This is a genomic window from Pseudomonas sp. AC016, from assembly GCF_979253365.1.
In genome coordinates this window covers 2,962,593-2,983,405 of record NZ_CEEDCC010000001.1, presented here as the reverse complement: position 1 = coordinate 2,983,405, position 20,813 = coordinate 2,962,593, and the positions used below count along the sequence as shown (strand labels likewise).

19 protein-coding genes are annotated in these 20,813 nt (G+C 59.3%); 8 read left to right on the top strand and 11 right to left on the bottom strand.

The window, feature by feature from the left end:
- Positions 1-149: 149 nt before the first annotated feature.
- Together argE and argA are read left to right on the top strand one after the other, a co-directional pair.
- The gene (argE, locus tag AC0IXS_RS13480; RefSeq protein WP_122667925.1) at positions 150-1,298 is read left to right on the top strand and encodes an acetylornithine deacetylase; all 1,149 of its coding nucleotides are present in this window, start codon (positions 150-152) and stop codon (positions 1,296-1,298) included.
- Between the two features lie 121 nt (positions 1,299-1,419).
- Positions 1,420-2,718: an amino-acid N-acetyltransferase gene (argA, locus tag AC0IXS_RS13475; RefSeq protein ID WP_025996699.1), complete on the top strand. Its 1,299-nt coding sequence runs from the start codon at positions 1,420-1,422 to the stop codon at positions 2,716-2,718.
- Positions 2,719-3,166: 448 nt separating this feature from the next.
- On the opposite strand, the gene gshA is transcribed toward argA, so the two are convergent.
- The 3 genes from gshA to AC0IXS_RS13460 form a co-directional block, all read right to left on the bottom strand.
- Complete coding sequence (gene gshA, locus AC0IXS_RS13470; RefSeq protein WP_057409578.1) at positions 3,167-4,756, bottom strand: glutamate--cysteine ligase; 1,590 nt, start codon at positions 4,754-4,756, stop codon at positions 3,167-3,169.
- Between the two features lie 245 nt (positions 4,757-5,001).
- A complete protein-coding gene (locus AC0IXS_RS13465; RefSeq protein ID WP_057409579.1) occupies positions 5,002-5,385 on the bottom strand; it encodes a PaaI family thioesterase in 384 nt (127 codons plus the stop codon).
- On the bottom strand, positions 5,385-7,706 hold the full coding sequence (locus AC0IXS_RS13460; RefSeq protein WP_043306735.1) for a Tex family protein: 2,322 nt from the start codon (positions 7,704-7,706) through the stop codon (positions 5,385-5,387). The genes AC0IXS_RS13465 and AC0IXS_RS13460 overlap by 1 nt, the downstream gene beginning before the upstream one ends.
- A gap of 299 nt (positions 7,707-8,005) precedes the next feature.
- On the opposite strand from AC0IXS_RS13460, the gene ompR reads away from it, so the two are divergent.
- Both ompR and AC0IXS_RS13450 read left to right on the top strand, forming a co-directional pair.
- A complete protein-coding gene (gene ompR / locus AC0IXS_RS13455) occupies positions 8,006-8,746 on the top strand; it encodes an osmolarity response regulator transcription factor OmpR (RefSeq protein ID WP_004880573.1) in 741 nt (246 codons plus the stop codon).
- A gap of 163 nt (positions 8,747-8,909) precedes the next feature.
- Positions 8,910-10,220 carry an ATP-binding protein gene (locus AC0IXS_RS13450; protein WP_025996695.1) on the top strand — a complete coding sequence of 437 codons (1,311 nt, stop codon included), beginning with the start codon at positions 8,910-8,912 and terminating at the stop codon, positions 10,218-10,220.
- A 58-nt stretch (positions 10,221-10,278) separates the two neighbouring features.
- On the opposite strand, the gene rimK is transcribed toward AC0IXS_RS13450, so the two are convergent.
- Genes rimK through rimA form a run of 3 tightly spaced genes read right to left on the bottom strand, consistent with a single transcriptional unit; the run spans position 10,279 to position 12,456 of the window.
- A complete protein-coding gene (gene rimK / locus AC0IXS_RS13445; protein WP_003318100.1) occupies positions 10,279-11,184 on the bottom strand; it encodes a 30S ribosomal protein S6--L-glutamate ligase in 906 nt (301 codons plus the stop codon).
- Entirely contained in the window at positions 11,181-11,657 is a 477-nt protein-coding gene (rimB, locus tag AC0IXS_RS13440) for a retropepsin-like aspartic endopeptidase RimB (protein WP_004880568.1), read from the bottom strand. The genes rimK and rimB overlap by 4 nt, the downstream gene beginning before the upstream one ends.
- Before the next feature lie 16 nt (positions 11,658-11,673).
- Positions 11,674-12,456: a S6 modification regulatory phosphodiesterase RimA gene (gene rimA, locus AC0IXS_RS13435; protein WP_004880566.1), complete on the bottom strand. Its 783-nt coding sequence runs from the start codon at positions 12,454-12,456 to the stop codon at positions 11,674-11,676.
- Positions 12,457-12,635: 179 nt separating this feature from the next.
- Here rimA and AC0IXS_RS13430 point away from each other — a divergent pair, with 179 nt between their 5' ends.
- The 4 genes from AC0IXS_RS13430 (at position 12,636) to AC0IXS_RS13415 (ending at position 16,468) form a co-directional block, all read left to right on the top strand.
- Complete coding sequence (locus AC0IXS_RS13430; protein WP_004880564.1) at positions 12,636-13,043, top strand: RNA-binding S4 domain-containing protein; 408 nt, start codon at positions 12,636-12,638, stop codon at positions 13,041-13,043.
- Positions 13,044-13,214: 171 nt separating this feature from the next.
- The gene (gene hslO / locus AC0IXS_RS13425) at positions 13,215-14,117 is read left to right on the top strand and encodes an Hsp33 family molecular chaperone HslO (protein ID WP_449121915.1); all 903 of its coding nucleotides are present in this window, start codon (positions 13,215-13,217) and stop codon (positions 14,115-14,117) included.
- A gap of 179 nt (positions 14,118-14,296) precedes the next feature.
- Positions 14,297-15,838, top strand: a complete 1,542-nt coding sequence (locus tag AC0IXS_RS13420; protein ID WP_004880560.1) for a phosphoenolpyruvate carboxykinase — start codon at positions 14,297-14,299, stop codon at positions 15,836-15,838.
- Between the two features lie 129 nt (positions 15,839-15,967).
- A complete protein-coding gene (locus AC0IXS_RS13415; RefSeq protein ID WP_025996692.1) occupies positions 15,968-16,468 on the top strand; it encodes a GNAT family N-acetyltransferase in 501 nt (166 codons plus the stop codon).
- Here the strand turns inward: AC0IXS_RS13415 and AC0IXS_RS13410 are convergent.
- The 5 genes from AC0IXS_RS13410 to AC0IXS_RS13390 all read right to left on the bottom strand — a co-directional run bounded on the left by AC0IXS_RS13410 (position 16,444) and on the right by AC0IXS_RS13390 (position 20,685).
- Positions 16,444-17,169 (bottom strand): hypothetical protein, encoded by a 726-nt coding sequence (locus AC0IXS_RS13410; RefSeq protein ID WP_081021769.1) that lies wholly within the window; start codon positions 17,167-17,169, stop codon positions 16,444-16,446. The two genes, AC0IXS_RS13415 and AC0IXS_RS13410, sit on opposite strands and share 25 nt — an antisense overlap.
- 50 nt (positions 17,170-17,219) lie before the next feature.
- Complete coding sequence (locus tag AC0IXS_RS13405; RefSeq protein WP_057409597.1) at positions 17,220-17,936, bottom strand: hypothetical protein; 717 nt, start codon at positions 17,934-17,936, stop codon at positions 17,220-17,222.
- A gap of 124 nt (positions 17,937-18,060) precedes the next feature.
- Entirely contained in the window at positions 18,061-18,510 is a 450-nt protein-coding gene (locus tag AC0IXS_RS13400) for a hypothetical protein (RefSeq protein WP_057409582.1), read from the bottom strand.
- Between the two features lie 365 nt (positions 18,511-18,875).
- Positions 18,876-19,589: a cupin domain-containing protein gene (locus tag AC0IXS_RS13395; RefSeq protein ID WP_122667923.1), complete on the bottom strand. Its 714-nt coding sequence runs from the start codon at positions 19,587-19,589 to the stop codon at positions 18,876-18,878.
- 238 nt (positions 19,590-19,827) lie between these two features.
- A complete protein-coding gene (locus tag AC0IXS_RS13390; RefSeq protein ID WP_057409584.1) occupies positions 19,828-20,685 on the bottom strand; it encodes a GNAT family N-acetyltransferase in 858 nt (285 codons plus the stop codon).
- Positions 20,686-20,813 lie beyond the last annotated feature (128 nt).

Here is a 20,813-nt window from a genome sequence, read left to right as displayed (position 1 = left end):
CAAACGCTTGAGCTGATATCGGGAGCGCAGCCCGTGACTGAATGGCTGCTGAGGGCGGCAGTGTACAGGACATGGCCCGTAACGGTTTATTCCTGGGTCGTTATGACCCTATGATGGGGCGTGTTTCGACCCGAATACAGGAAGCGCCCATGCCCTTGCCGTCCATGAAAGACCAGTTTGCAGCCTTGATCGCTGCGCCGTCGGTAAGCTGCACCCAGCCTTCCCTGGACCAGTCCAATCGTCCTGTCATCGACCTGCTGGCCGGATGGCTCGGCGATCTGGGGTTCGCCTGCGACATACAACAAGTGTCGCCCGGCAAGTTCAATCTGCTGGCGACCTTCGGCACAGGCCCTGGCGGTCTGGTACTGGCCGGGCACAGCGACACCGTTCCGTTCGACGAGGCCTTGTGGAAAACTGATCCCCTGAAGCTCACCGAAGTGGACGGGCGCTGGGTCGGTCTGGGCAGTTGTGACATGAAAGGTTTTTTCGCGCTTGTGATCGAAGCCGTGCGCGGCCTGCTGGATCAGCCGTTCAAGCAACCGTTGCTGATCCTCGCAACCTGCGACGAAGAAAGCTCCATGGCCGGTGCGCGGGCGCTGGCCGACGCAGGTCGCCCGCTGGGCCGTGCCGCAGTGATCGGCGAGCCGACCGGGCTCAAGCCGATCCGCATGCACAAAGGCGTGATGATGGAGCGCATCGATATTCTCGGTCGCAGCGGCCACTCGTCCGACCCGAGTCTGGGCCACAGCGCGCTGGAGGCCATGCATGACGCCATCAGTGAGCTCAAGGGGCTGCGCAAGCAATGGCAGCTCGAATACCGCAATCCTCAGTTCACCGTACCGCAGCCGACGCTGAACCTGGGCTGCATCCACGGCGGTGACAACCCCAACCGGATCTGCGGCCAGTGTTCCCTTGAGTTCGATTTGCGTCCGCTGCCCGGCATGGACCCGGATGTGCTGCGCTCGGCGATCCGTCAGAAGCTGCAACCGCTCGCCGAAATGCATCAGGTGAAGATCGATTACGCCCCGCTGTTCCCGGAGTGCGCCCCTTTTGAACAGGCCGCTGATGCAGAACTGGTGCGTGTCGCTGAACGACTGACCGGTCATACGGCGGCTGCGGTAGCATTTGGCACCGAAGCGCCTTATCTTCAGCGCCTTGGCTGCGAGACACTGGTGCTGGGGCCGGGCGACATTGCCTGTGCGCATCAACCGGGGGAATACCTCGAAATGTCACGCCTGGAGCCTACAGTGCATCTGTTACGCCAGTTGATCGAACATTATTGCCTGACCCCGCAGTGAGGCGGATCGGATAACCTTGAAAAGGAGAGTGCGCGTGTTGCCAAGCCTGTTCCGACGATAACCGCCCAGCGTTGTGCGTGTTTCTGCCCTTCGTCCATTTTTTCTACAGGCTCTTGCTGTCATGCCCGAATACGTTAACTGGCTTCGCCATGCGTCTCCCTATATCAATGCCCACCGCGACTGCACCTTCGTCGTCATGCTACCCGGTGACGGCGTCGCGCATCCGAACTTCGGCAACATCGTCCACGACCTGGTGCTGCTGCACAGCCTGGGTGTGCGGCTGGTGCTGGTCCACGGCTCGCGTCCGCAGATCGAAAGCCGTCTGGCGCAGCGCGGCATCACCCCGCGCTTTCATCGCGACATGCGTATTACCGATACCGAAACCCTTGAATGCGTGATCGACGCTGTCGGCCAGCTGCGCATCGCCATCGAGGCGCGCCTGTCGATGGACATGGCTGCCTCGCCTATGCAGGGCTCGCGTCTGCGGGTCACCAGCGGCAATGTGGTGACAGCGCGTCCGATCGGCGTGCTGGAAGGTGTCGATTACCAGCACACCGGCGAAGTGCGCAGGGTCGACCGCAAGGGTATCAACCGCTTGCTGGATGAACGTCATATCGTCTTGCTGTCGCCGCTGGGCTATTCGCCGACCGGCGAGATTTTCAACCTGGCGTGTGAAGACGTGGCGACTCGCGCGGCCATCGACCTGGCGGCCGACAAGCTGCTGCTGTTCGGCGCTGAAACAGGCTTGCTGGACGAGCACGGCCGGCTGGTGCGCGAATTGCGTCCGCAGCAGGTGCCTGCGCATTTGCAGCGCCTGGGCAGCAACTATCAGGCGGAACTGCTCGATGCAGCGGCCGAGGCCTGCCGTGGCGGCGTGGGTCGCAGTCATATCGTCAGCTACGCCGAAAACGGCTCGCTGCTGACCGAACTGTTCACCCGCGACGGTGGCGGTACGCTGGTGGCCCAGGAGCAGTTCGAACTGGTTCGCGAGGCGGCGATTGAAGACGTGGGCGGCTTGATGGACCTGATCACGCCGCTGGAAGAGCAGGGCATTCTGGTGCGTCGTTCGCGCGAAGTGCTGGAGCGCGAAATCACCCAGTTCAGCGTGGTCGAGCGCGAAGGGCTGATCATCGCCTGTGCGGCGCTGTATCCGATTGCCGATTCTCAGGCAGGCGAGCTGGCGTGTCTGGCGGTCAATCCCGAGTACCGGCATGGCGGCCGTGGTGACGAGTTGCTCGAACGCATCGAAAACCGCGCCCGCGCACTGGGGCTTACGACGTTGTTCGTGCTGACGACCCGTACCGCGCACTGGTTCCGCGAGCGTGGTTTCGAGCCAAGCAGCGTCGACCGCCTGCCTAGCGCGCGTGCGTCGTTATATAACTACCAGCGTAATTCGAAGATATTCGAGAAGGCGATTTGAGTCGTTGGCAAGCGTAATGATCGGCGTCCCATTCCGCAGTTACGCCATCACAAAGCGATGATGATCGTTCACACGCGCTCATCGTTATACACAAGTCCTCTTGGAGGAATACGATGATGATCGTTCCTACGCTCTGCGTGGGAATGCCTCCCAGGACGCTCCGCGTCCGCTCTCGAAGGTGGCGCAGATGCGTGGACAAGCTCCAGCGTTATCTACGTCATGCGCTCGGCTCACTGAATCCGCAATCTGTGCCATTTGTGACGCGGAGCGTCACGGGATGCATGCCCACGCGGAGCGATGGGCACGATCAGTGTCGAGGCAGACTCGTGTATAACGATGAGCGCTCTGCGTGGGAATGCCGCCCAGGATGCTCCGCGTCCGCTCTCGAATGTGGCGCAGATGTGTGCCACATTCGAGAGCGATGGGCACGATCAAGTCGGCTGCAGCCTCAGTTACTGATTGCCAGAATACTCGCCTGATACGACCCGACGAAGGTGTCGAAATCCACCACTTCTTCGGTCGCTTCCAGTTCGGTCTGTTCGACGATCGAGGTTTTCGCCAGTTCTTCGAAGTGCGCCTGCTCTTCGGCTGTCAGCGGGTGATTGCGGAAGTATTCGGCGTGAAGCTGGCTCTGGCGCAACGAGAACCCGGTGAAGCCTTCGTTGTGCGCCCTCATGCTTTCCAGCACCTGCGCCGACGGCGTCAGTGATGAATCGGCCACCTTCGCGTGCTGCACCGCCATCGACTTCAGATGCTCGTCAGTGCCCTGGGCTTCGTCGAGCAACTGCGCAATCGGTGTGATCTTCTGCAGCAGTTCGTTGGCCCAGTCTTTCAGTTTGATCGGGTCGTTGTTGCGCAGCAGTTCCAGATCAGGGCGACGTCCTTCCTTGACCACGGTCAGGAAGTTGGAGCCTGCATTCGAACACTCGTGGTCAGCCAGTTGCGGGCTTTCTTCAAGGGCGCAATACAGCACGAAGGCGTCGATGAAGCGCGACTGCTCCAGGCTGATGCCGGTCGGCAGAAACGGGTTGATGTCCAGGCAACGGACTTCAACGTACTGTACGCCACGCGACATTAGCGCCTGAATCGGACGCTCGCCCGTGTAGGTCACACGCTTGGGACGGATGTTGGAGTAGTACTCGTTCTCGATCTGCAGCACGTTGGTGTTGAGCTGCACCCATTCGCCGTTGGCGTCGTGCGTGCCGGTTTCGACATAAGGCGCATAGGGCGTGGCAACGGCCTTGCGCAGGCTGTCGGTGTAGCTGACCAGATCGTTGTAGCACGGTGTCAGATCGGCCTGAGCGTTGCTCTGGTAGCCCAGATCGCTCATGCGCAGGCTGGTCGCATACGGCAGGTACAGCGTGTCGCCGTCGAACTGTTCGAGCATGTGCGGTTGGCCGCGCAGGAAGCCTGCATCCAGCGCCGGTGAGGCACCGAACAGGTACATCAGCAGCCAGCTGTAGCGTCGGAAGTTACGAATCAGCGCGATGTAGGAGTGCGACTGGTAGTCACGCGCGTCACCGGCAAAATCTTCGGTCTGCTTCAACAACGCCCAGGCGTCTTCAGGCAGCGAGAAGTTGTAATGAATGCCTGCGATGCACTGCATGGTCTTGCCATAACGCAGGGCCAGGCCCTTGCGGTACACATATTTGAGCTTGCCGATGTTCGAGTTGCCGTAATAGGCAATCGGTATATGTTCTTCGTCCGGCAGCGGGCAAGGCATGGACGGGCTCCACAGCAGCTCGCGGTCCAGCTTGCTGTAGGCGAAGCGATGGATCCTGTCGAGGCTGTCGAGGGTCTGCACCGGGTCTTTGAGCGCCGGGGTGATGAACTCCAGCAGCGACTCTGAATAGTCGGTGGTGATCAGTCCATTGGTCAAAGCCGCGCCCAGAGCGGTCGGATGAGGCGTCTGCGCCAGGTGTGCCTGTTCGGTCACACGCAGGCATTCACGCTCGATACCGTGCAGGCACTGCTCCAGCAGAGAGAGGTTGTTGCGCTCGCCGAGCAAAGCCAGACGACGGTTTAAAAGTTCGCTCAAGGTGGAATCCTTCACGCATCGGTCGCCCCGATATGGGGGTGGACATGACGGTCTACAAGGGTGAAGAAAGGAACTGGCGTTTTCGCCTGGTTGGGGTCTTTTGACACCTGTTCGCAATCACGGCTCTTCGTCGTACCACCAAATGGACTCGGCACCACGCTAATGGTGCCGAAATTAACCCAAATCGGTCGTCTACAGCTAGATTCCGTTCTCAGCGATCACGTTCGTCCCGTGTTCATTGAAGTCTAGATGACGGCGAACGTGCCTTGAGCCTTGGCCACGAGCTTGTCGCCCTGAACGACTTCAGCTTCCACCACCAGCGTGCGACGTCCGGCGTGCAGTACTTTGGCGATGCACAGCACCTCGCCTTCGGACACACCGCGCACGTAGTTGATCTTGCATTCGATGGTCACGCTGCGCTGATCGAAGCCGTGGGAGCTGGAACAGGCCAGCCCCATGCTGATGTCCACCAGGCTGAAGATTGCCCCACCGTGCATCACATTGCCGCGATTGCGCAGGTGCGCCTCCAGCGGCAACGCAACTTCGGCGATGCCTTCGTCCAGACGCCGCAGCTCACAGCCCAGCATCTTGAAAAAGGCGCTGTGGGTCAGGTCTTCAGGAATATCCATCAGCGCTTCTTCAACTGCTTGGCGTTGGCGAACAGCGAGGCCATGGCGTTGTTGACGGGGGCAGCGGTGGTGGTTTCCTTGCGTGGTGCGCTGTTTTGCTGGCGCGGCGACGAGCCTGGACGTGCGCCACGGGCACCGTCGATTTTCTCGCCCGGCGTGTCGCTCATGCGCATCGACAGGCCGACGCGTTTGCGCGGGATGTCGACTTCCATGACCTTCACTTTCACCACGTCGCCGGCCTTGACCGCTTCACGCGGGTCCTTGATGAACTTCTCCGACAGCGCAGAGATGTGCACCAGACCGTCCTGATGCACGCCGATGTCGACGAATGCACCGAAGTTGGTGACGTTGGTGACCACGCCTTCGAGGATCATGCCCAGTTGCAGGTCCTTGAGGTCTTCGACACCGTCCTGAAACTCGGCAGTCTTGAACTCGGGGCGTGGGTCGCGACCCGGCTTTTCGAGCTCCTGCAGAATGTCGGTCACGGTCGGCAAACCGAAGGTCTCGTCGGTGAATTTCTTCGGGTCCAGACGCTTGAGAAAGCTGGCATCGCCGATCAGCGAACGGATATCACGGTCGGTTTCCGCCGCGATGCGCTGCACCAACGGGTAGGCTTCCGGGTGAACGGCCGAGGAGTCCAGCGGGTTGTCGCCGCTCATGACGCGCAGGAAGCCTGCGGCCTGTTCGAACGTCTTCTCGCCGAGACGAGCCACTTTCTTGAGCGCCGCGCGGGTTTTGAACGCGCCGTTCTCGTCGCGGTGAGCAACGATGTTCTGCGCCAGCGTCGTGTTCAGACCGGAAATGCGCGCCAGCAGGGCGACGGAAGCGGTATTCACGTCCACGCCCACGGCGTTCACGCAGTCTTCCACCACCGCATCCAGCCCGCGTGCCAGTTTCAGTTGAGAAACGTCATGCTGGTACTGGCCGACGCCGATGGACTTCGGATCGATCTTCACCAGTTCTGCCAGCGGATCCTGCAGGCGACGGGCAATGGACACTGCGCCACGAATCGACACGTCCAGGTCCGGGAATTCCTTGGCCGCCAGCTCCGATGCCGAATAAACGGATGCGCCGGCTTCGGAAACCATGACCTTGGTCATTTTCAGACCTGGGTATTTTTTGATCAGGTCGGCCGCCAGTTTGTCGGTTTCGCGGCTGGCAGTGCCGTTGCCGATGGCGATCAGATCGACCGAATGCTTGGCGCACAAGGCTGCCAGCACGGCGATGGTCTGGTCCCATTGGTTCTTGGGCACATGCGGGTAAACGGTGGCGTAGTCGAGCAGCTTGCCGGTGGCGTCTACCACCGCAACCTTGCAACCGGTCCGCAAGCCAGGATCGAGGCCCAGCGTGGCGCGCTGACCGGCCGGTGCGGCCAGCAGCAGGTCGTGCAGGTTATGCGCGAACACGTTGATCGCTTCGGTCTCGGCGCCGTCGCGCAACTCGCCCAGCAGGTCGGTTTCCAGGTGGCTGTAAAGCTTGACCTTCCAGGTCCAGCGCACCACCTCGGCCAGCCACTTGTCGGCAGGACGGCTTTGGTTCTGGATGCCGAAACGCTCGCCGATCATCAGCTCGCAAGGATGCATGGTGCCCGGCAGCTCTTCGCCGACTTTCAGCGCGGAACTGAGAAAGCCTTCATTGCGGCCACGAAAAATCGCCAGGGCGCGGTGTGAAGGCATGCTTTTGAGTGGTTCGTCGTGTTCGAAGTAGTCGCGGAACTTGGCGCCTTCTTCTTCTTTGCCGGGTACAACGCGCGCGCTGATCACGGCTTCCTGCTTCAGGAAGCCGCGCAGTTTGTCGAGCAGGGAAGCGTCTTCGGCGAAACGCTCCATCAGAATGTATTTGGCACCTTCCAGCGCGGCTTTTATATCGGCTACGCCTTTTTCGGCGTCGACGAAGCGGGCGGCTTCGGTCTCGGGTGTCAGGCTCGGGTCGTTGAACAGGCCATCGGCCAGCTCGCCCAGACCGGCTTCGAGGGCGATCTGGCCTTTGGTGCGGCGTTTCTGCTTGTACGGCAGGTACAAGTCTTCAAGGCGGGTCTTGGTGTCGGCCAGCTTGATGTCGCGGGCCAGTTCCGGGGTCAGTTTGCCCTGCTCTTCAATGCTTGCAAGGATGCTGACACGCCGGTCGTCCAGCTCGCGCAGGTAGCGCAGGCGCTCTTCCAGATGACGCAGCTGCGTGTCATCGAGGCTGCCGGTCACTTCCTTGCGGTAGCGGGAAATGAAGGGCACTGTCGAGCCTTCATCCAGTAGTGCTACGGCCGCTGCGACCTGTTGTGGGCGTACGCCGAGTTCTTCGGCGATGCGGCTGTTGATGCTGTCCATAAGACCACCTGGAGTTGTGAGCAAAAAACTGGGCTTTTACGGTTTGCCTTGCCAGCGCCTGGCGCGTCGAGGTTTATTTGCACGGCTGGCGAACTGCCATAAGTCTGGTGTTGCCTGACTTTGAGGGCGGCGCATTATACCCGGCGACGCCGGATTAGGGCATCGGCCGACGAGCGCGACCTTTTTGCCTCCTATTAAGAACGCTTAAGTGTGGCCCCCAGTAAAATCTGCTAACAATGCACACGGTGCGCATCACCGCAGCTACGCCATAATGCGCCCCGAGATCAAAGGAGCATCCGATGAGCAGCACCGCACAAAATGCTGAAGGCGAAAAAATCCTGATCGTCGATGACGATCCCGGGCTGAGCAGCCTCCTGGAACGTTTCTTCACCAGCAAGGGCTATCGTGCCCGCGCCGTGGCGAACGTGGAGCAAATGGACCGACTGTTGTCCCGCGAGGTCTTCAACCTTGTTGTTCTGGACTTGATGCTGCCTGGGGAAGATGGCCTTTCCGCTTGCCGTCGTTTGCGTGCAGCGAACAACCAGGTGCCGATCATCATGCTCACCGCCAAGGGCGATGAGTTGAGCCGTATCAAGGGCCTCGAACTGGGCGCCGACGATTATCTGGCCAAGCCGTTCAACCCGGACGAGCTGATGGCCCGCGTCAAGGCTGTCCTGCGCCGTCAGGCTGCACCGGTGCCTGGCGCGCCCGGCAGTGAAGACGAGTCGGTCAGCTTCGGTGACTATGTACTGTCGCTGGCGACCCGCGAGCTCAAGCGCGGTGATGAAGTGCACATGCTGACGACCGGCGAGTTCGCGGTCCTCAAGGCGCTGGTCATGCACGCTCGCGAGCCGTTGACCCGTGACAAGCTGATGAATCTGGCCCGTGGCCGGGAATGGGATGCACTGGAACGCTCCATCGACGTACAGATTTCCCGTCTGCGTCGCCTGATCGAACCGGATCCTTCCAAACCCCGTTATATCCAGACGGTCTGGGGCGTAGGCTATGTATTCGTTCCAGATGGTGCCGGAAATCGCTGACAGCTCGTTTGTCAGAACAGAACACCGAAGATCCTGCCAGCCACGTCGATAATCCTGCACGGATTATCGGCCAGCTGGTTTTTTGCGTTCGTACCTCGGGTCTGTCCCGCGTTCGGCAAACTTGCGAGCCCAGGCTCGCCCTGCAAAGTGTGTAGCTGCAGTTATGAAGACTCCGCTCTGGTTCCCGCAAAGCTTTTTCTCCCGCACCCTGTGGCTGGTGCTCATCGTCGTGCTGTTTTCCAAGGCGCTGACGCTGGTCTACCTGCTGATGAACGAGGACGTGCTGGTCGACAGGCAGTACAGCCACGGTGTCGCCCTGACCCTGCGTGCGTATTGGGCGGCCGATGAAAACGACCGGGAAGCGATTGCCGAAGCGGCCGGTCTGATTCGTGTGGTGGGCGGCGGAGTGCCGGAAGGCGAGCAGCACTGGCCTTACAGTGAGATCTACCAGCGGCAGATGCAGGCTGAACTGGGTGCCGACACCGAAGTGCGCTTGCGTGTGCATGCGCCGCCCGCGCTGTGGGTGCGAGCGCCGAGTCTGGGCGACGGGTGGCTGAAGGTGCCGCTGTATCCGCATCCGCTGCGTGGCCAGAAGATCTGGAGCGTGCTGGGCTGGTTCCTCGCCATTGGCCTGCTGTCCACAGCGTCCGCGTGGATCTTCGTGCGCCAGCTCAATCAGCCCCTCAAGCGACTGGTCTTTGCGGCTCGACAGCTGGGGCAGGGGCGCAGCGTGCGGCTGCCGATCAGTGACACGCCGAGTGAAATGGCCGAGGTGTATCGAGCCTTCAACCAGATGGCCGAGGATGTCGAGCAGGCGGGGCAGGAGCGCGAACTGATGCTGGCAGGCGTGTCCCACGATCTGCGGACACCACTGACCCGGCTGCGGCTGTCGCTGGAATTGATGAGCGACAACGAATTCACCGATGGCATGGTGCGCGACATCGAGGACATGGACGCGATTCTCGACCAGTTCCTGGCCTTCATTCGCGACGGTCGTGACGAGCAAATCGAGGAAGTCGACCTGGGTGATCTGGTACGTGAGGTGGTTGAGCCGTTCAACAGCGCCGAAGACACCATCCGCTTGTGTCTGGAACCGATTCCGCCGTTCCCCCTGCGTCGCGTCTCCATGAAGCGTCTGCTCACCAACCTGATCGGCAATGCCAGGCACCATGCAGGCAACGGCATCGAAGTGGCCGCCTATGTCTCGGGCGACCGGAATGCGCCCTACGTCGTGCTAAGCGTGCTGGACCGTGGCGCCGGTATCGATCCTTCTGAACTGGACACCATCTTCAACCCCTTCATCCGTGGCGACCGGGCGCGCAGTGGCAAAGGCACGGGGCTTGGACTGGCCATCGTCAAGCGCATCGCTGCCATGCATGGCGGCAATGTGGAATTGAGAAATCGTTCGGGAGGCGGCCTGGAAGCGCGTGTGCGTCTGCCGTTGGGGTTGATGTTGCCGAGGGATGCGGTTTAAAGCGTCATGTTGATCGTGCCAACGCGAAGCATTGGCACGATCCTACTCTGTTGAAGACTCAGCCTTTCCCTTTGGTCCGCGTCATGTGCGGGCCGCTGTTCTTTTCCAGGTACTCGATGATCATTCCGGCGACGTCCTTGCTGGTGGTCACCTCGATGCCTTCAAGACCCGGCGACGAGTTCACTTCCATCACCAGCGGGCCGTGATTGGAACGCAGAATATCCACACCCGCCACGCTCAGGCCCATGACCTTGGCCGCACGTAGGGCCGTCATGCGTTCTTCCGGCGTGATCTTGATCAGGCTGGCGCTGCCGCCACGGTGCAGGTTGGAGCGGAACTCACCCGGCTTGGCCTGGCGCTTCATCGAGGCAATGACCTTGTCACCGACCACGAAGCAGCGAATGTCCGCGCCACCCGCTTCCTTGATGTACTCCTGAACCATGATGTCCTGCTTGAGGCCCATGAATGCCTCGATCACCGACTCGGCAGCGGTCGCCGTTTCACACAGCACCACGCCGATGCCCTGAGTGCCTTCCAGTACCTTGATCACCAGCGGAGCGCCATTGACCATCTGGATCAAGTCGGGAATGTCATCCGGAGAGTGCGCAAAACCGGTGACCGGCAGGCCGATCCCGCGACGTGAAAGCAGCTGCAGCGAGCGCAGCTTGTCGCGTGAGCGGGCAATGGCCACGGATTCATTGAGCGGAAACACACCCATCATTTCAAACTGGCGCAACACCGCGCAGCCATAAAACGTCACGGACGCGCCGATGCGCGGAATCACCGCATCAAAGCCTTCCAGTGGCTTGCCGCGATAATGAATCTGCGGCTTATGACTGGCGATGTTCATATAGGCGCGCAGGGTATCGATCACCACCATCTCGTGGCCACGCTCAATACCAGCTTCGACCAGACGACGGGTGGAATACAGACGCGGGTTACGCGAAAGCACAGCGATCTTCATGCAGCACCTGAGGAAGTAGAGGCCGGGAACACCGGCTTGTCTTGTACATAAGTAATGCCCGGATTGACGACCAGTTGGCCGTCGATCAAGGCGTTGGAGCCCAGCAGCAGTCGATAACGCATCGACTTGCGGCATGCCAGTGTGAATTCCACTGGCCAGATGCGATCACCCAGGGCCAGCGTGGTGCGAATGACATAACGCACCTGTGCCTGACCGTTGGAGCTTTTGATGGTTTTCATGGCAACCAGCAGGGCCTCGCAGCGGCGATGTCGCAACTGAACCACGGTGCCCAGATGCGCGTTGAAACGAACCCACTTCTGGCCATCGCGTTCGAAAGGTTCTATTTCGGTCGCATGCAGGCTCGATGTGCTGGCGCCGGTATCGATCTTTGCCCGAAGGCCCGCCACCCCCAAATCAGGAAGCGCCACCCACTCGCGCAGGCCGATGACTGTCAGATGGTCGAATGTTTTCAATGCGATTCCGTATGTATCAAGACTTCTGCCAGGCGTCGGGGCTGATCCGCGCCAGGGCTTTGAACGCAGGTTTGGCGAACCAGTAACCCTGCATCAGGAAAATGCCGCAATCCGCGAGGAAATCCCGCTCCTCCACACTTTCTATTCCCTCGGCGATGACTTTAATCCCCAACTCCGAACACATTGTGACAACCCCACGAACAATAGCCTGACGCGCGCGATCGCGGTGGATATCGCGGATCAGATTCATGTCGAGTTTTATCAGGTCGGGTTGAAAATCGGCCAGCAGGGACAGGCCGGAATGGCCTGCGCCGAAATCGTCGATGGCGGTCATGAAACCGAACTCACGGTACTCGCGCAGGATATTGCTCAAGTGGCCCTGATCATCCACGTGCTCGGTTTCGATTGTCTCGAAAATCAGGCGGTCAATGGGAAAATTGTGTGCCTTGGCCGCTTCCAGTGTGCTGCGGATGCACAATTCGGGACGATACACGGCATTGGGCAGAAAGTTGATCGAAAGACGTTCGGTCATCCCTAGTCGTGCGGCACCCGCGATGGCTGTGGTCCGGCATGCCTGGTCAAAGCGATAGCGGTTCTGGTCCGTGACCTGGCTGAGCACCGAATGCGCGCCTTCGCCGTTGGGGCCGCGCACCAGCGCCTCATGAGCAAAGGTGGAATGGTCGCGCAGATCTACAATGGGCTGATAGGCATAGTCGAACGAAAAATTCAGTTCCGGACTGTTTGTACAGCCTTCGCACCCCTTTCTGGGGGCAGTCAATGAAGCTGGAAAGTCGGTCACGTCGCACTCCCTACGGGGTAAAGGCTGTGAAATTGAAGCAGTCTGTTTTTGACAGGCAAGGATCGGTTACTTCATGTTCGTGTCGATATGAGGTCTTGCACACGCGAACGCCCTTGGGGCCGTCGCTGATTGCAAAACGCCTGTAAACGTTCTGACTGTTATAAGGATGAGGAATTCATATGGCACAAAAGCCAGAAGAAGACGACAAGGTTCGTTTGGACAAATGGCTGTGGGCAGCGCGTTTCTTCAAGACCCGCGCCCTGGCCAAGGCCGCCATCGAAAGTGGCAAGGTGCACTGTCGCGGCGAACGCTGCAAGCCCGGCAAGGAGCCCCGCGTGGGCGACGAGTTTCAGATCCGCATGGGTTTCGATGAGCGCACAGTCGTGGTCGAAGCGCTGTCCGTCGTGCGTCGTGGCGCTCCCGAAGCCCAGACACTTTATCGCGAAACACCGGAAAGCATCACCCGGCGCGAGCATGCGGCCGCGCAGCGCAAGGCGGGCAACCTGGGCGTCACAACCGAGGGACGACCGACCAAGAAGCAGCGCCGTCAGATTTTCGATTTTCGTGGCGTCCAGCGCGACGTTTGAGTCCTGCCACCGAATGGCCAGGTGGTCGACCTGAAATGCCGTTCGGCTTGGAAGACTGCCCTATAGCTCCTAAAATGCCTGTCATACGGCTCGATGCAGTGTGTCTTCGGACACGCTGTGGCGCTTTCACGTCGACTGCCACCACCGATACTCACATCAGATACCTCTTTTATGAACGATACCCCGGACATCGATTTCACCCAGCGCTTCATCTTCGACGAAAGCGACGTTCGTGGAGAACTGGTCGCCCTCGAACGCAGCTACGCCGAAGTGCTCGCCAAACATCCGTACCCGGAACCGGTCGCAGAATTGCTTGGCGAACTGATGGCCGCTGCTGCCTTGCTGGTAGGCACGCTCAAGTTCGACGGTCTGCTGATTCTGCAGGCGCGCTCCAACGGCGCTGTACCTCTGTTGATGGTCGAGTGTTCGAGCGAGCGCGAATTGCGCGGCATCGCCCGCTACGACGAAGCGTTGATAACGCCGGGCGCAGGGCTGCAGGACCTGATGCCTGATGGTTCGCTGACGCTCACGATCGACCCTCGCAAGGGCAAGCGTTATCAGGGCATCGTTGCACTGGACGGCGTAGACCTCTCCGAGAGCCTCTCCAGCTATTTCGTGATGTCCGAGCAATTGGGCACGCGTTTCTGGCTCAAGGCCGACGGCCATCGCGCTCGCGGCCTGTTGTTGCAACAGTTGCCGGTGGCACAGATCCCCGATCCTGAAGAGCGGGACGCCAGCTGGGAGCACGTCATCACGCTGGCCAGCACCCTGACCGCCGAGGAAATGCTGAGCCTGGACAACGCGACCATCCTCCATCGCCTCTACCACGAAGACCCGCTGCGCCTGTTCGACATCCAGCCTATCTGCTTTCGCTGCAGCTGTTCGCGCGAGCGTTCTGCCAACGCGCTGGTCAGCCTGGGGCTCGAGGACGCACAACAGTTGGTTCAGGAGCACAACGGCACTATCGAGATCGACTGCCAGTTCTGCAACGAGCGCTATCTGTTCGATGCCACTGACGTCGCCCAGCTGTTCGCTGGCGGCGGTGTCGATTCGCCATCTGACACGCGTCATTAACCGTACCGCAAACAGCCCCCAGAATACGACGTGGGCCCTGTAATCCAGTTCTGACAGGAGGGTTCTACCATTCCTGAGCTTTTCTGGCATAATCCGGCCCACTTTTACGCTGTAGTAGTGGTAGTTTTTTTACTACAAAACCGTTTGGAGCACTCGGCCACTGGCCGACGGGGAACCTCATGACGCAAACCAACACCGCTGTGTACACCGATCTGAGCACCGACGAATTGGTCAAGGAAGCCCTTGCCCGCAACGAAGGCGAACTTTCCGACACTGGCGCACTGGTTGTGCAGACAGGCCATCGTACCGGCCGCTCGCCGGTCGATCGTTTTATCGTCGAAGAGCCGAGCACTCAGGATGCAATCGCCTGGGGCCCGATCAACCGCAAGTTCCCGGCCGAGAAATTCGACGCCTTGTGGAATCGCGTAGGTGCTTATCTGGCTGAACGCGAGCGCTTCGTTTCCCACGTTCATGTAGGTTCCGATCCTGCGCACTACCTGCCCGTCAAGATGACCACCGAGACGGCCTGGCACAACCTGTTCGGCCGTTGCCTGTTCATCAATCCTGAACAGTACAACCCGGCTGGCAAGGACGAGTGGGAAATCCAGAACGCACCATGGTTCGTCTGCGACCCTGAGCGCGACGGCACCAACTCCGACGGTACTGTCATCATCAACTTCGCAGCCCGCAAGGTGCTGATCGCGGGCATGCGTTATGCCGGCGAAATGAAGAAAGCCATGTTCTCCGTGCAGAACTTCCTGCTGCCGGCGTCCGATGTACTGCCGATGCACTGCGCAGCGAACATGGGTGAAGACGGCGACGTTACCCTGTTCTTCGGTCTGTCCGGTACCGGCAAGACCACCCTCTCGGCTGACGAAAGCCGTTACCTGATCGGTGACGACGAACACGGCTGGGGCGAAGGCGTGGTTTTCAACATCGAAGGCGGTTGCTATGCCAAGTGCATCGACCTGTCCGAGAAGAACGAGCCTGTCATCTGGAAAGCCATTCAGCACGGCGCTGTTCTTGAAAACGTCATCCTCGACGCCAACAAGAAAGCCGACTATGCCGATAGCAGCCTGACCCAGAACAGCCGTGCGGCCTACCCGCGTGAACTGATCGAAAAACGCGCACCGAAAAACCTCGGTGGCGAGCCGAACGCCGTGATCTTCCTGACCTGCGACCTGACCGGCGTACTGCCGCCTGTGTCGATCCTCAGCGAAGAGCAGGCTGCTTACCACTTCCTGTCGGGCTACACCGCACTGGTCGGTTCGACTGAAATGGGTTCGGGTTCGGGTATCAAGTCCACCTTCTCCACCTGCTTCGGCGCACCGTTCTTCCCGCGTCCGGCTGGCGAATACGCAGAGCTGCTGATCAAGCGCATCCGCGGTTTCGGCTCCAAGGTCTATCTGGTCAACACCGGCTGGACCGGTGGTGGCTACGGCGTTGGCAAGCGCTTCAACATTCCGACCACCCGTGGCGTGATTGCAGCAATCCAGAGCGGCGCGCTGATCGGTGCCGAAACCGAGCACCTGGACACCATCAACCTCGACGTACCGAAATCGGTTCCGGGCGTAGACACCAACCTGCTCAACCCGCGCAACACCTGGGCTGACAAGGCTGCCTACGACGAAGCCGCCAAGGCACTCGCTGGCCTGTTCGTGGAGAACTTCAAGAAGTTCGACGTGAGCGACGCCATCAAGGCTGCCGGTCCGAAGTTGTAATTAAACATTCTCGACGCCGCGCCTCAGCGCGGCGCTCGGAAATGCTCAAGCAAACGCCTCGACTTGTCGGGGCGTTTGCTTGTCCGGGATACTGCTCTGGTGTTGCACATCATGACAAGGAGCTGCGTTTTGACCCCGACCGATATCCTGATTCAACGTTTCGAGCCGCATCACCAGCAGGGCGTGTTCGATGTGATCCTGCCCATCCAGCGCGAAGAGTTCGGCATCGCCATCACCGCCGAAGAGCAGCCAGACCTCAAGGCCATTCCCGATTTCTATCAGAGCGGCACCGGAGACTTCTGGGTCGCCACGCACGGTGAGCAGGTCATCGGCACCATCGGGCTCAAGGACATCGGTGCGAGGCAGGCGGCGCTGCGCAAGATGTTCGTCGCCGCGCCGTTTCGCGGACGTGAATTCTCGGTGGCTGCCAAACTGTTGGACCGACTGATCGAAGACGCCAGGCTTAAAAGCGTCAGCGAAATATTCCTCGGCACCACCGACAAATTCCTCGCTGCACACCGCTTCTATGAGAAGCACGGGTTCAGCGAGGTCGCGAAGGTAGACCTGCCTGAAAACTTTCCGCTCATGGCAGTGGACAGCAAATTTTATGTCCTGGCGCTGGGAGGCTGATCGTCTGAAGGCTCGTTCTTCAGGCTGTTGAGCATGTCCAGTGCCGAACTGTCGCCCGAGATCAGGTTGTCCACATAGTTGGCCGGGTATTGCGCCTTTTCTATGGGCGGCAGGGCGTTGTAATGCTCAAGCAGCATGAACAGGGTCTGGGTGCTCTTGCCGGTTTCGTTGTATTCGTCGACGTAGCGTTGGCACATCTCACGGTTCCAGGCTTCCTGTTGTTGATAATTCTCTCGATAGGCAGCCTTTCGCTCATTGAGCGTGAAGTCGCCGCTTTCGTCATAGATGATCAGCCTGAGCGTGTCTTGCGATAGGCCGGCGAATGGATTTTTTGCCAGACCGTTGGTGAATCGAGTGGCTTGGCTGGCTCTTTCGAGCAGATCCGGATCCTGAGTGTCGGGGACCTCGGCATCGTGAATTGCCTTGTTGGTGTGGTAGCTGCTGTCGGTCAATTTGTCGATGACTGACCTGGCCAGCGTGCCCAGTTCTTTTTCGTCCAGCAGAGCATCGCGAGCGTTGGCACGTGCAGCACTGTCATTCAGTTGTTTGGCCATGCTGGAAAATGTAGCGCCGTCCGAGAAGCGACTAAAGGCGGCCGACACGTGGGTACTGGTATTTCTGTTTCCCGGGGAAGGGATGCCGGAGGCTACTTTATGGATGCTGCTGACAACTGCTGTCGATGGGGAGTGAGTGTCTATCATGATCGCGTCCTCGCGGTATTAGCTGGTCCATGGCAATGTCTGGAGACGGTTTAGCGACCATCGCCAAGCGGTGGAGTCTTCTGTGACGGACTGTTGTATGAGGACAGGGCTGGGCTTCCGACCGCTAGATGAATGGCTTTATAGCCTTCAGCTTGTCGAGCTTGTTTTATAGGCGGTAGATCATTGTAGTGGGCGAGGATCATGAAAAGGGTTTTGGTACTCTTGCCAGTTTCGTTGTCTTCATCTTCAAGACGTTTGATAACGATACTGTTCCACGCCTGATCCTGAGCGTAGTCCTCGGAAAATGCTGCATTTCTTTCATTTATCGTGTAGTCGCCTTGTTCGTCATAGATGATCAAGCTCAACTGATCTTGCGACAGACCCTGGAAAGGGTTTTTGGCACGTCCGTAGCTAAATTCGGTGGCCTGCCGGGCTCTCTCAAGTAATTCACTGTCTTTGGTATCTGGCACCTCTGCATCATGCAGCTCGCGATGAGCGTAATAGCCGGTACCGACCACGTTGTCGATAATCCCTGCAGCCAATGCGCCCAATTCTTTAAAGCTGAGAGTCTGATCGCGTGACTGCGCACGTGCTGCGCTTTCACTGAGTTGTCTGGCCAGCGTGGAGAGTGTGCTCTTGTCCGAACCGCTTATAGCCGTAACAGGCTCTTTCAAGGCCGTTGTCCCAAGCGTCACGGTTTCCACTTTGGTGACGGACTTGGTCGTATTGTGTGCTGCGGTGCCTGAGACAGGAAGGATTTCTATCATGCTCGCGTCCTCGCGGTAATAGCCAATCCATGGCGCTGTGTGCGTTATCTGTATCGGCCTGCGCTGAGTCATCTTTAATTTCCGTAAAGGCATGCGCGCCGAAACCGGCGCGCATGCCTCAGTCTTACTTCATCGTAAACTCCGCTGCCCATGCGTGGGTGGAGAAGTTGGTGACCCGAGAAGTGGCTGTGCAGACTGCTCCGCCCTCAGGGCTGGCTGTTCGGTTCCATTTAGGCACTTTAGCTCCACCTGCACCGGGTGCTTTTATGAAGGTGGTAGAGAATGTGCAAACTTTAGATCCCATCACGTAACGAACACTTGCGTAGTTGGTGTCTGGTGAGATAGTACTTTGCACGTTGTAGGAATCTGACGCTCCGGGTTGTACGATTAAACTGATCTGACTTCTGGCATTCAGCTGCGTTGACTTTTCATTACGAGTGACAGGCTTGTACTCGGCATGTTCCGTTCCGAGATTTTTAAACGTTATTGTCACGGCCGGCCCGGCCTGTGCTGTAAAGGTTGCGCCCAGTGTAGTCAGAGCAAGAAAGCTGAGCGCGATGTAGTTGCGTTTCATGGGTATGTCCTTAAGTTAAACGATTAACGTCATGTTATTTGCGGTGTTTCAGTGGCAGACAATCGGCGGCAACAGTTGCCCGAGGCCGAGTGGGATCGTCCGGTTGATAACGGATGTTGAGCGTTGGGGTTCAGGCGATGTACAGAGTCGCTGTTGTCCACTGCCAGAACTGTTAATCAGTTCTGGAGAAGGAAAGCAACAGGTTGTGATGGGTGTCTAAAATAAATAGCGAAGTAACATTTTTACTCTTGTGCTGCGTATAGTTCGGCTATTAACTGCGCGGGCGAAAGTTGATCTAGTAGACTTTGTCGATTGCTTAAACGTTATAGCCGCGCCCTTCATAGTCGAAGGGCACGGCCCGGAAATCACGTCACCGCATAGAACTTGCGTACATACCCTGTGCTGGTCCACTTGCACGGCGCGCCTTGGGCGACGAAGACGGTATCGCCGGTTTTCACCACAACCGCTTCACCGCCCTCGATGCCCAGCGTCACGCTGCCTTCGATGAGGTTCATCAGTTCGTGGATTCTGTGCGGACGCGAGATGCGCTCGTAAGGGGTGGAATCCCAGACGCCGATGCGCAGGGTGCTGGCGGTGTCTTCGAAGAGGTTGTTGCTGCGACACTGCGGCAGCGCGCTGATCATGATGGCGGGGTCTGGCGGAGACGATGGCGTGAGCATCGCGAGACGATCCAGGTGCGTGACGCCGGGCTTGTCCGGCCCGGTGGCCTGTGTGGCTGCGCAGAATGCCCAGAGGCTATCGGGTTGTGCTTCGATGCGCACTTGCGTGCCGCGGCCGATGACGGCGCTTTCGCCGGTACTGATCGTGATGCTGTCGGCGCCTGGGTTCAGGGTGACGACACCACGATGCACGACCAGCATTTCGGTGTAGGGATAAGCGTCTACCGACACTGAGGTGCTGGAATGAACGACACCGGCGGCGATGCCTGCCTCATCGACGAAGGCCGTGCGGCGTTCGTTGGCGAAGGGGTCGCTGGCGTCGAGAGGCCCCGGTGTGAATTCGGTATCGACAGGGCTGTGATCGGCGCGGGCCAGCAGCAGTACGGTGGGTTCAGGCATGGTTCTGGTCTCGAGAATGTTGTGTGGACTGTCGCGCAGCAAACACCGGATTGTGGGAGCGGACTTGTCCGCGAATGCAGTATTTCAACCATTGCATATTCGTCGGATGTACAGGCCCTTTCGCGGACAAGTCCCCACGAAGTGGCGCCAAGCGACGATGTGGCGGGGCTCCCACAACGCTGTGTTTCTGCAGTCAATCAGCGTTGTGAGATAGCAACTGGCGTCAACGCCACTGCGCTCAACCAATCGCCTGGGTAATCAACGTAAACTGGCGCACGCCCTGGCTGGGCTGCGGCACCGCGCCCATGCTCATGCAGGTCACGGCATCGACGCGTTTGAGGCCTGCTTCTTCCAGCCAGTCCGCCAGCCCGCCATTGGAGGGGATGTCGATGCGCACGAAGGCATACGGCACCTTGGCCAGCAACTGCTCGATCATGTGTTTGGCCTGATCCACGTCCTCGGCAACCACCGGGCCGATGCACAGGCCACGACCGAACGGACGCATCAGGGCGAAGGCCTTCAACTGGCTGTCGCGCTCGATGCCCACTGCGTGTTCGAGGTTATCGAGTACGTCGTTCATAACCGTCGAGCGATCCATGCCCGTGCCCGCATTGGCCAGCTCAATGACGCGCGCATGGTCGGTCTCGGTCAGGGCGCGGCAATGTTCGCCAGCCTTCAGGGCGGTCGGCGCTGGCAACTGTGCCTGGCCCTGACGCTGCTGAACTTCACCGAAGCTGACGAAGCCCATCTTCGCGTAGAGCGGCGCACCGTCGAGCGTGGCGTTGAGTACCGCTGTGCGGGGAGCGACGCTGCCGACGGCCATTTCCATCAGCTTGCGACCGATGCCCTTGCCTTGATAATCGTCGCTGACAATCACTAGGCCAATGGTAGAGAACTCGCCCTGATGGCAGGCGAATGCGCTGCCGATCAGTCGGCCGTTGTGCAGCGCGACAAAGCCCTCTGCCACGCGTTGCAGCATGGCCCAGTCTTCCAGGCGATGAGGCCATTTCAGGGCGATGGACAGTTCATGGGCGTTGACCACATCGGCGGCAGTCATCGAGCGGTATTCAAGGTCGAGGCGTTGCTGGGCGAGCATGATGTATCTCCCATCCAGAAGGATGCACAGGCGATAAAAGGATGCGGCAGGCTTGCTGTATCCCACCTGCGCGACGGGGTGACAAGAGGGTGACGAACATTCGGTAGATTTCACGATTGGCAGCTCGC